Genomic DNA, 12108 nt, shown 5'->3' with positions numbered 1-12108 from the left:
AACTTTTCAAGTAGATATACATATATCTTTAACAAAAAGATGAACTATTTATTAAGTTTTTCTTTAATAATTATATAAGAATCACGGAAAGTTAATCCTTGCTGGACAAGTTTATAAACTTCTTCAGTAGCATAGAGATCAGAAGTCATTGCTTGATTTAACTCTGTACTATGAATTTTTAGATTTTTTACAGTTGAGTCGAATAGCAAAATGGTATCTTCTATTAGTTCTATAGCTTGGCAGAAAGGAGCTTTTGTCAGTTGGTAATCACGATTATAGCCACTAGGTACGCCATCAATTATAGATGTGATCTGCTGTAGGTAGCCTTGATAAAGTTTTGCATTACCTCTCATAATCTCAAATAAGTCATAATTACGCTTTTGTGGCATAATCGATGATCCAGTAGTATATGAATTATCCAAACTAAAATAATTAAACTCAGACATGGTGAAAAGCATCATATCATTAGCAAATCTTGAGTAAATACTCATAGGGTTTGATAGGGTTTGTAAAATCAGCTTTTCAAAATATCCTCGAGAAAAAGCGCAATATATAGGGTTTTCTTGAGTTCTACTAAAGCTTAGTAGCTCAGTTGTGTAATCTTTATCATGCTTGAAATTATCAATACCGAATCCAGATGCTGAGCCTAGAGGATTTTGATTAATAATTTTGCTTGTAGTAGATATCAAAAGTAAGGCATCAGCTAATGCATCAGCAAAAGATCCTAGCCATACAGCAACTGTAGTAGGCATCGCCTTTTGCATATGTGTATAGCCAGGCATGGGAGTGTTTACGTATTTACTAGCTTTAGTTCGTAAAGTATGGATATTTTCATGTATGGTTTCTTCTAGTTGCTGCAGTTTATCTTTCATAAAAAGGCGTAACATTACTAGGGATTGATCATTCCTGCTTCTACCAGTATGTATTTTTTTACCAACATCACCATAGTTTTTACAAAGATATTGCTCAATTGCAGTATGTCCATCTTCTTGATCTTGAGTTATTTTAAATTGACCTTTAGCTGCAAGCTCTTTTATCTCATCTAAACCTTTGGTTAGTAATGAAAGCTCATCTTTACTAATGACATTCATTTTTAGCAACATTTTTGCATGAGCCAAGCTAGCTTGAATATCATATTTAAGTAACTTTTGATCAAGAATATAGTCTTGCCCTACAGTGTACTTTTCAACTATAGGTAAGAGTTTATCTGTTTCAGTTTGCCAAAGTTTTTTACTCATAATTATTTCTTATTTTTCATTATTGAATATGCTGTACGCTGAGCTAGACTATGTAGCTCTATAAACCCAGCTGAAGCATTATGGTTAAATAAATCTCCACCAGCTTCAAAAGTTGCTAACTCGGGTTTAAGCATAGAAAAAGGTGATTCGACTGCTACTACTTCTATATTACCTCTATATAATGATACAGTCACTTTTCCTGTTACTTTTTTATTTTGTTCTTCGATAAATGCAAGAATATTATTCATCACAGGATTGTACCATTCAGCGGCATAAGCAAGATAAGCCCATTTGTTATCCATAAATGTCTTTAACTCATTCTCTTGGCGAGTAGAGACAAGTTGTTCTAGTTTTTTGTGGGCGGCTATAATAATGCTAGCACCTGGGTTTTCATAGATACCTCTAACTTTTAGACCGATCAATCTATCTTCAATAAGATTAAACACTCCAACACCATGTTCGCCACCTATTTTATTACATTGCATTATTAGCTTAGCTAAAGGCATTGATTCATCATCTAGTTTTACAGGTATACCTTCGACAAATTCTAGGTTAATGTTTTGTGGCTTATCGAGAGCGTTTTCAGGAGTTTTGCACCACTGTAAGATAGCTTCTTTAGGAGCAATAAGGTTTGAGTGTTCTATTTCACCACCTTCTGCAGTATTGCCCCACATATTCTCATCGTAAGAGTAGGGTTTACTTTTCTGTTGCTTAACTGGGATATTATGTTTCTCTGCATATTCTAGCTCTTGTTCTCTTCCCATTCCCCATTCTCTTACTGGAGCGATTGTTTTTATATTCTCATCTAATGTAGTTAGATAGCTTTCAAAACGAACTTGGTCATTACCTTTGCCTGTACAACCATGAGCAACAACTTGGCAGTTATATTTTTTAGCAACCTCAATAGCTATCTCTGAGATAATAACTCTACCTAAAGGAGTAGAAAGAGCATAGCCTCCTTGGTAATCAGCATTTGCTTTGATAGCTTTGCTTATAACTTCATCTGCAAAACGAGTTTTGGCATCGTATACTACAGCATCTATAGCCCCTAAATCGATGGCTTTTTGCTTTATTTGTTCTAGGTTATCCGCAACTTGGCCAATATCTATGGTTAACGCAATAACTTCAACATCATATTCTTCTTGGATCCATTTAAGCATTACAGATGTATCTAAGCCACCAGAATAAAGTAAAAGACAACGTTTGAAGTCTCCTTTTTTTGCTTCATGGCTTGCAACTTTTTGATATTTTTCAGACATGTATCACTCTTTCTTATTTTGAATTTTTATTCATTTTATCAGAAAATAATATGATGACAAATATTTAATGTGAATAATTATTCACAATTGTGTTGAATTGGTAGCAAGTGCGAGTTCTTAAATATCAGAATGCTTTTGATCAAAGATTAGTTATAACCAATATAGACAGCAAGAGCTATCATAATTGAACTTAGAATCATAAGGTATAGGTAAAATTTGAAAATAAATTTCAACCATAGCCCATAAGGTACTCTTGCTGCACCTAATACAGCCATTAAAGTCGCAGATGTTGGCATTAAACAATGTGTCCATCCATCTCCAAGCTGAAATGCTAAGACTGCTATTTGTCTGCTTATACCGGTTAAATCTGCTAGAGGTGACATAATTGGCATTGTCAAAGCGGCTTGTCCAGATCCAGAAGTTACAAAAAAGTTAAAGATAGATTGGAAGTAGAACATTCCTAATGCTGAGACATAATGGTTAGTGCCAGATAGACTCTCTGAAGCATAGTGGAGAATAGAGTTTAGCATAGTGTAATGTTCAGGGTTTGAACCGCCCATTAGATAAATCAAACCATAGGCAAAACTAATAATTAAACAAACCGGTAGTAAGGCTTTTGCTCCATCTTTAAATGCATCTAGTATTGTATTTAGAGTCATGCCATTTACTTTACCAACTATTGCAAAAAATCCTGTTACAAGACCCAATATAGTAAATAGTGTAGCAATTTCTGGTAAATAATAGCCAAATTTAACAACACCATAGACTAACCAAACTATAGTTATTACTAAGCTTGCTAGTATTAACCAAGAATAAATACACATCTTTTGTGTTAACTCTAAGGAGTGCTCATCAGAGTTTCTATATAAGTTATCATGTTCATACATTGGAGATAACTTTGGATTTTTCTGTATTCTTAAAGCATGGATAATAGCAAAAATAGTTATTGATGAAGTAAATATTAACCACATGATTATTCTAAATATACTTCCAGATAATATCGGAACTTGAGCTATACCTTGAGCAATACTTACAGAGAAAGGATTCATCCAAGATGTTGCAAATCCTATTTGAGTGGCTAAATATATTACTACTACGCATGTAAAAGCATCAAAACCTATAAGTACAAAAATTGGAACTAGTAGCATTATAAAGGGTATAGTTTCCTCTCCCATACCGAATACTGCTCCACCTAATGAGAAAATAAAGCATAAAGCTGGCAGTAGAACTATTTTATTATTTTGGAATTTGTTTACTACACGTAGTATTGACTGATCAATTACTTTTGTTCTAAGTAATATACCAAATGAGCCACCAATTATCAGTAAGAAGGCAATTATAGCAACAGCACCTCCATCTTTAGAACCGGATGTCATACCATCATAGATAAAGCTTGTAAAACCTCTGTTCTCAGAACTATCTTTGGCAAATATTTTTACAGGATTAGCTTCTGGAGTACCCTTAGAGTCTAATTTGAATTTAAAACTATCTGCAATAAGTACACTTCTTGAATGAGTTTGTCCATCAGAAGTATACTGAACATTTTTTACATTAAATTTACCTACGGGAATAAAGTAGCTAGCAATAGCCACAAGTATTGCGATACAAAATAGAATTACTAATGTATCAGGCATTTGGATTTTTTTGGTATTTTTCATTTGTAGAAAAAAATTATTAACTTTCTATTTAGATTATCAGTATTTATAAGTAAATTGGATATTAATTAGCAATTAATTTATCGAAATGTACTATCAAAATTAATATAAAAAAAATATTAAAATATATATGTTAATAATATTTTCTTATTTATCACCGTTGTTAAAAGTTGGAATGTCAATATGTTTTTATAACAGAGTTATCTTTATTAAAACAACATTAAATATAGATAAGAAGACTAAAATTGATTAACGTATATTTTACGGAGTACTTTAAGGTAATCTTTATGAATTATTAAAAATATATTATTTTTTCACTGCTTTTTATTCTTATTTTTGTTTATGTAATACTGAAGGTGCAGGGATTGAACCTGAGTTGTTTGAATAATATAGGTAAGGAGCATATCAATGAAATTTAAAAAAATAGCATTATTAACTGGACTAGCTTTATTTGTTAGTTCTGAAGCATATTCACATGCATATGTTGATACACCAAAAGGGCGTCCTGCTCTTTGTAGAGATAAGGTGAATGATGGATGTGATGTTAGGTCGTTATATGAGCCTCAATCATTTGAGGTAGGAGATGGTAATTTTGAATCCGGTTCTATGGGTAATGAAGTTGGTAGTGGAGGTCTTGGTCCAGATTTAGCAGAACAGACAGCAAGTAGATGGGCAAAAACAGTTGTTAGGTCTGGCCCTACAACTTTTAGATGGCATTTTGCTGCAGCACACTGGACGACCTCTCCAACATCATTTAAATTTTGGATAACGAAACCAGATTGGGATCCAAACAAGCCTTTAACTAGAGAGGATTTTGAATCTCAACCATTAAATTGTTACAATCCTATTCCTAATTTTGTAAATAGTTTTCCTAATGATGGTAGAGACAAATTTACAATTACTTGTGACTTACCACAAAGAACAGGCTATCAAGTTATAGCTGCTGAATGGGATGTTGGTGATACCTCTATGAGTTTCTTCAATGTTATAGATGTTGATTTTACTAATGATTATCCTGTCGGTACTGTAATACAACCTGGCGATGATTCTAATGGTGGAGTCAAGGAACACCTCCTGATATGGCTAGCTCATGGGAGCGTGTAAGAGATCACGACGGTGGTACGCCAACACCAAATGATAGGTTCCCAATTAATATGAACACTTTCACAATTAGTGAAGAAGGAGTTCGTACTGGAGATAGAGTGGTATTAGAAACATCTAAAGATGGAGTATTGACAAGTTATGATCTTGTAACAGTTTCTAATGGCATGACTAGAACTGATCTAATCAGACAGGTGACTACAAAGATTAATGAGATTAGCTCTCAAGAGCTTGGAGGCAATATTATAGCTGGTGTTAAAGATGCTAATGGTAATGTTGTACCTAATAATGAGATGGTAAGTATTTATCAAGTAGCATCTAAACCATATGCTGATGTTAGCTTCCAATATATCCAAGGAAATAATCATGTTCAAAATCAACTTCATTTGATGGACTTCAAAGATCAATATGATCTAAATTCAAATGGATCAGTTAATATAACAGCGAAGATCATGTCTCACGGTTCTGATAAGGCAAATGTTCATGTAGTGTTACAAGATAGTAGTGGTAAAGCAGTTTATCAAAACTACGATATTCAAATATCACCGATGGATACATATAACTTATCATTAACGGCTGATAATCTAAAACCTGGAGATTATGATCTTATTATCTCTAGTCTTATAGATGGTGCTGATATTTGGCAGAAAGATATGAAGATTAAGCTTATTGATCCAAATGCTGGTAATGGTGGTGGTGATACGGCTAATTTAGATAATGTAGCTGTTAAGTTGGTATCAAATACTCCTTACTATGTTGTAGGCCCTAATGATTCTCTAAGACCTGCATATCGTCATAAAGTATTACCACCATTGGGTATGCATCCTGGCAAGCAGGTAACTATCTTACCTTGGAGTAAAGCCACGTCATCACATGGTAATAATAAATCAGACTATGTTAAGTGTCCTCTTCCTAGTGGTGATGCAAAAGCTGTAGTTTATAAAGTTGGTGGTGATATGTATAACTTAACTTGTAAAATTAAGGAAGTTAAAAAATAGCAATTCTTTATAGTTCTAGCGTTTGATTTACTATTTTTATCATATCTATTGTTTAATATCTTTCTTTTATATTAAACAAGTCTAGGTAAGTGCTTACTTCTTATTGTGATAAATAGAGAATTTTTGATATAAAAAAAATATAGGAAAAATGTTATCTATATTTTTTTCTTATATGTTGGCGGATGATTTTTTTTTTAAATCAAGTTTTTTTTGCAAAAAAAGTGAGTGTTAAGTCTAGATTAATTTTACCTTGAAAAAGTTTTTTTATGATTCTTCAACATTTATTAAGAATTAGAAAAATGTCTTCCCAAGTTATCCAAAATAGTCATATTCTGGCATATTTTTATTTATAGAGTTATTGGTGTAGCATGACAATGTGGGTGTTTAAAGTTAGAGTTCTTGAGATAAATTTAGATAAGGAGCTTATCATGAGACTAAAAAAAATAACAATCTTAACAGGATTAGCTTTGTTAGCTACTTCACAAGCGTATTCGCATGCATATGTTGAAACACCAAAAGGACGTCCTCTTTTATGTAATGAACGTGTAAATCAAGGGTGTGGTAATATATCTCTTTATGAACCACAGTCATTTGAAGTTGTAGATGGCAGTTTTGAAAATGGTTCTATGGGTGATCAAGTCGGAGGAGCTGGACTTAGTGCAGCTCTTTCTGAGCAGACAGCAAGTAGGTGGGCTAAAACTGTTGTTAGGTCTGGCCCGACAACAATCAGATGGCATTTTACAGCATCTCATTGGACAGTTTCTCCAGCATCATTTAGAGTCTGGATAACAAAACCTGATTGGAATCCAAACATGCCATTAAGTAGAAGTGATTTTGAGGCACAATCATTAAACTGCTATAATCCAAGTCCTAATTTTACCAATGCACATCCAGCTGATGCTAATAGTAAGTTCACCATGACTTGTGATTTGCCAGTAAGGACAGGATATCAAGTTCTTGCTGCTGAATGGAATGTTGGAGATACTGCAGCTAGTTTCCTTAATGTTATAGATGTCGATTTTACAGATGCACATCCAGCTGGAACAGTTATACTACCAAGTGGGGATACTGATAACGGAGGTACTGATAACGGAGGTACTGATAACGGAGGTACTGATAATGGAGGTAGCACAGGTGGGTTGCAAGAATATGACCCAAATAAAAGCTATCCAGATCGTGGTACAGAAGTTATTTATGAAGGAAAGGTTTATGCTAGCAAATGGTGGGTAAACCCAGGTCAGGTTCCAGGAGCTACTCAATGGGGCCCATGGGAGTATATTAGAGATCATGAGCAAACAAATCCATCTGATCGTTTTCCTATTAAAATGAATACTTTCACAATTAATGAAGATAATGTTCGCGAAGGAGACGGAGTGATTTTACAAGCCTCTAAAGATGGGGTAATGAAAGAGTATGATCTTGTAACAGTTTCTCGAGGTATGTCTGCAAATGATTTAATTAAAGAGATGACTGCCAAAATTAATCAGATTAGCACACAAGAACTTGACGGTAGCATTATGGCGGGAGTTAAGGATAATAATGGTGACGTTGTGCCAAATGATGAGCTTGTTAGTATTTATCAAGTTGCAGCGAAGCCGTATAGTGATATTAGCTTCCAGTATTATCAAGGAGCACATCATCTTAAAAATGAACTTCATTTAATGGGCTTTGAAGATCAATATGATCTAAGCTCAAATGGTTCAGTAAATATAGCAGCGAAGATTATGTCACATGCATCTGATAAAACAAATGTATTTGTAACATTGCAAGATAGTAATGGCAAAGCAGTATACGATAAGAGAGATATACAAATAGATCCTATGCAGACATATGACTTGTCATTAACTGCTAATAATCTGCAACCAGGTGAGTATGACCTTATTATTGGTAGTGTTCTTCAAGGAGCACCAATTTGGCAGAAAGATATGAAGATCAGGCTTACGGGAACCTCTGCTGATACTAGTGAATATGTTGCGGGTACTAAGTATAAGGCTGGAGATAAAGTTAAGGTTGGTAGCTCAATATATGAATGTAAAGGCTGGCCATATACAGATTGGTGTTCAGTACCTGCCTATAGACCAGATGGTATATATGGTGATCAAGCTTGGATTAAGTTATAAAAATCAGTATCAAATCTAGCTCTAATAATATCTTGTAAATTTCTATTTAATGCAATATCAGAAAATTATAGCTATTCCTTTACAGTGTTACATTACCTTAAGAGAAGTTTTAATTTCCCTAGGATCATTTTCTATAGTGAAAGTAAATATATAAGCCTTGTTAATGACAATATGTTTTAACTTTTTAAAACTGTTAATTTTATAGTTTAATCAGGTTTTAATATTAATATTGCTTGTGGCTACTTGAAACTTATTTTCACCTATGACTCCAATCCATGATAAGTTTGTGACTTGATATAATCTTAATAAAGACAAGAAATCTAAAAGTTTTTCTTTATAAGCTATAGAATCACTAATAATTAGGCTCACATCATTACTAGTAAGCTTATATAAAGAATCAAATGTTATCTCAGATAACTTTTTTTTAAAAAAGTAGATGTTCTAAAAAAACAAACTTCTTTGAATAGTTGAGAGACTTTTTAACAACTTGATAAGTATTTACATAGCTTAACTTATACTTTCTATTTATTAAATGAGGTAGCTTGGAACTTATGTTCTACCCCGTTGTAATTATTTCTTAGGTCTTAGTAATAATATTTGTTGTAAATTAAAAAAAATAGATATACCAAATATAACTATAATAACAGAAACTATTTGGCTGATAGATAAAGTATCTCCAAAGAAGATATAAGCACAAATAATACTTGCAGGAGGAGTTAAAAGTGACAAAGGAGCTATTGAGCTAGCTAGATGTTTTTTCATTAAATTATTCCAAATGTAATATCCTAGAATAGTAGTGATATATGATTGAAATAGAACAGAAAAGGAAGATCTTAGAGTTATTTCATTTGGTATAAGCAAAATTACATTATAACCCTTCACTATAATAGTTATTATTAGGACTGCTATAGTGGAAAACAAACTTGACCAGATAATAAATGCAAACATATCTGAAGGTTTTGTAATTTTAACAATAATGTTACAGAGTGCCCACGAAAGAGCAGCTGATAAAACTAAAAGAATCCCCTCTATTGTTGAATGTTCTTTTGAACTAAAAATTATTATTAATAAGCCTATTAAAGAAATAATCATTCCAAATATATGTGATTTGCTGATTTTTTCACTTAATATAAGAAAGCTTAAAATAATAGTAAAAAAAACTGCAAACTGTAGGAAAACTGATGAGATACCAACAGATAGCCCCTCATATATAGCAAAACTTACCATCCACCATAAGCCGGCACCAAATAAAACACCATAAATGATAATTGCAAACCAAGAGACTTCAGGTTTTCTAATAAAGAAAATAATAGGAAAAAAACAAAAAAAGAAGCGTAATAATATTAAAATAAAAGGATCTAAGTCTTTAAGACCTAGCTCAATAATACAAAAATTGAACCCCCACATAATAGTAACTAATGCACCAATAAAAAAATCAAATTTCAATTTCATAACTCACCCGTATTTGTAAAAGAAGATACAACCTCTTTTGTCTGAAAAGACGAGAGGATTTTTTAATAACTAAAAAGAACATTAACAAATAAACTTGATAGAAGAGATCTAATTAAATTAAGGTTAGTGTTGTTCCCTTTCCCTCTCTTATTAGATGTCTATATGTGTTATATCCAGAATTATTCATTGTTTAACTTCTTTAAACTATTTTTATGTTTACATTATATAACTATTTACATTAAGTAATTGGTTAACAACTGTTAACTAATATTTGACATGCTAGAAAAATAACCTAATAGATATCATAATAGTATTGATGTGGATATTAATATTTTAATCTCTAGATTAACGATTTTATAAACTTATTATTTATTCATTTGATGAATGAGTCCATTTTAGTAGGAACTATTTACTAAACCTAATTTAGTAATAGAAAAATCATATTATGAGCCTTTTCTTAAAGAGTTAGATTTCATAAATTTTCTTTATATAATAATAAATCTTGCTAATTAAGCTATTTTCAAATAGCAACACTTTAGGAAAAATGTTATTATTATGTTCCATGATTTTTTATATTTTCATGTGTTCTGATGAATTCAAATACTAAGATTATTTTTGTTACAGGTGGGGTTGTATCTTCACTTGGTAAAGGTGTTACAGCGGCTTCTTTAGCAACTCTTTTAGAGAGTCGTGGCTTAAATGTAACTATGATGAAACTTGATCCATACATTAATGTCGATCCAGGTACAATGAGTCCTCTTCAGCATGGTGAGGTTTTTGTTACAGAAGATGGTGCAGAGACAGACTTAGATCTTGGCCATTATGAGCGTTTTATCCGTAATAAAATGACTCAGGCAAATAACTTTACAACTGGTAGAGTTTACCAGAGTGTCTTAAAAAGAGAGCGTAAAGGCGACTATCTTGGAGCGACTATCCAGGTTATTCCCCACATTACAGATGAAATTAAAAGACGAGTTTGTATGGGGATTGCTGATGATGTTGATGTAGCTATTGTTGAGATTGGTGGTACTGTGGGTGATATTGAATCACAACCATTCTTAGAGGCTATTAGGCAGTTAAGAATAGAGCTTGGTAGAAATAGAACTTTGTTTGTTCATTTGACACTTCTGCCATATATAAGAGTAGCGGGTGAATTAAAAACAAAGCCAACACAGCATTCTGTTAAAGAGTTAAGAGGAATTGGTATACAAGCAGATGTTTTAGTTTGTAGATGCGAACAGAGATTCGATGAGAATGAAAAGCGTAAAATAGCTCTTTTTACAAATGTTGATCAAGATTGTATTTTTACAGCTGAGGATGTAGAAACTATCTATGAAGTGCCTCTTAAATATAATCAGCAAAAGTTTGATGCTAAATTAGTAGAGCTTTTAAACTTAAACACTAATGAGGCAGATCTATCAGAGTGGCAAGGTGTTGTAGATACTATTAAAAATGTTAAAGGCCAAGTTACAATTGCTATGGTTGGTAAATATGTATCTTTAACTGAAGCATATAAATCTCTAAATGAAGCATTATATAACGCAGGTTATAAAAAAGGTGTAAAAGTAAAAATTAAGTTTGTAGATTCTGAAAATATTACAGATGAAAATGTTTCATCATATTTTGATGGGGTTGATGCGATCTTAGTACCTGGTGGATTTGGTAGTAGAGGTGCCGAAGGTAAAATCACTTCAATTAAATATGCTAGAGAAAATAATCTTCCATTTTTGGGTATTTGTCTAGGTATGCAGCTAGCTGTAGTTGAGTATGCAAGAAATATACTTGGATTAAAGGATGCTCACTCAAGTGAGTTAGATCCTACTACTCAAAATCCAGTTATAGGACTAATAACTGAATGGCAAGCAGAAGATGGAACTATTCATCAAAGAACACATAACTCAGACTTAGGCGGTACAATGCGTCTGGGTGGGTATAAGTGTGTCTTAAAAGATGGCTCTCGTGCTAAAGAAATATATGAGTCTAATGAGGTCGTCGAAAGACATCGTCACAGATATGAAGTAAATAATAATTATGTAGAAAAACTTGAACAAGCTGGATTAATTTTCTCAGGTAGATCTGAAGATAATAACTTAATGGAGCTTGCGGAAATACCAGAGCATAAGTGGTTTATAGCATGCCAAGCTCATCCAGAATTTACTTCAACACCGAGATATGGTCATAAGTTGTTTGAGTCATATATACAGGCAGCTATCGAAAATTCTAATAATTAACGCCTAGTTTTGATATTTCATGAATAAAAGTGCTATAATTTGAATTAATAAAAT

At 32.7% G+C, this 12108-nt stretch carries 8 protein-coding genes; 4 read left to right on the top strand and 4 right to left on the bottom strand.

Annotation, left to right across the window (positions count from 1 at the left end):
- Positions 1 to 44: 44 nt before the first annotated feature.
- The 3 genes from argH to yfcC all read right to left on the bottom strand — a co-directional run bounded on the left by argH (position 45) and on the right by yfcC (position 4155).
- Positions 45 to 1238 carry an argininosuccinate lyase gene (argH, locus tag F3D62_RS03385; protein ID WP_150466839.1) on the bottom strand — a complete coding sequence of 398 codons (1194 nt, stop codon included), beginning with the start codon at positions 1236 to 1238 and terminating at the stop codon, positions 45 to 47.
- Positions 1239 to 1240: 2 nt separating this feature from the next.
- Entirely contained in the window at positions 1241 to 2497 is a 1257-nt protein-coding gene (locus F3D62_RS03380; protein ID WP_150466838.1) for an argininosuccinate synthase, read from the bottom strand.
- 146 nt (positions 2498 to 2643) lie between these two features.
- Complete coding sequence (gene yfcC / locus F3D62_RS03375) at positions 2644 to 4155, bottom strand: putative basic amino acid antiporter YfcC (RefSeq protein ID WP_150466837.1); 1512 nt, start codon at positions 4153 to 4155, stop codon at positions 2644 to 2646.
- A gap of 405 nt (positions 4156 to 4560) precedes the next feature.
- Here yfcC and F3D62_RS12915 point away from each other — a divergent pair, with 405 nt between their 5' ends.
- From F3D62_RS12915 to F3D62_RS03365, 3 genes are all read left to right on the top strand, one after another.
- Entirely contained in the window at positions 4561 to 5256 is a 696-nt protein-coding gene (locus tag F3D62_RS12915) for a lytic polysaccharide monooxygenase (RefSeq protein ID WP_224732631.1), read from the top strand.
- On the top strand, positions 5232 to 6251 hold the full coding sequence (locus tag F3D62_RS12910; RefSeq protein WP_224732630.1) for a chitin-binding protein: 1020 nt from the start codon (positions 5232 to 5234) through the stop codon (positions 6249 to 6251). The genes F3D62_RS12915 and F3D62_RS12910 overlap by 25 nt, the downstream gene beginning before the upstream one ends.
- 428 nt (positions 6252 to 6679) lie before the next feature.
- Positions 6680 to 8371 (top strand): lytic polysaccharide monooxygenase, encoded by a 1692-nt coding sequence (locus tag F3D62_RS03365; protein ID WP_150466836.1) that lies wholly within the window; start codon positions 6680 to 6682, stop codon positions 8369 to 8371.
- 570 nt (positions 8372 to 8941) lie between these two features.
- Here the strand turns inward: F3D62_RS03365 and F3D62_RS03360 are convergent.
- Positions 8942 to 9823: an EamA family transporter gene (locus F3D62_RS03360; protein ID WP_150466835.1), complete on the bottom strand. Its 882-nt coding sequence runs from the start codon at positions 9821 to 9823 to the stop codon at positions 8942 to 8944.
- A gap of 590 nt (positions 9824 to 10413) precedes the next feature.
- Here F3D62_RS03360 and F3D62_RS03355 point away from each other — a divergent pair.
- Positions 10414 to 12054 (top strand): CTP synthase, encoded by a 1641-nt coding sequence (locus F3D62_RS03355; protein WP_150466834.1) that lies wholly within the window; start codon positions 10414 to 10416, stop codon positions 12052 to 12054.
- Positions 12055 to 12108 lie beyond the last annotated feature (54 nt).

Source organism: Francisella sp. SYW-9, assembly GCF_008711465.1.
In the GTDB taxonomy this organism is placed as follows: domain Bacteria; phylum Pseudomonadota; class Gammaproteobacteria; order Francisellales; family Francisellaceae; genus Francisella.
This window is presented reverse-complemented; position numbering and strand designations above follow the sequence as displayed.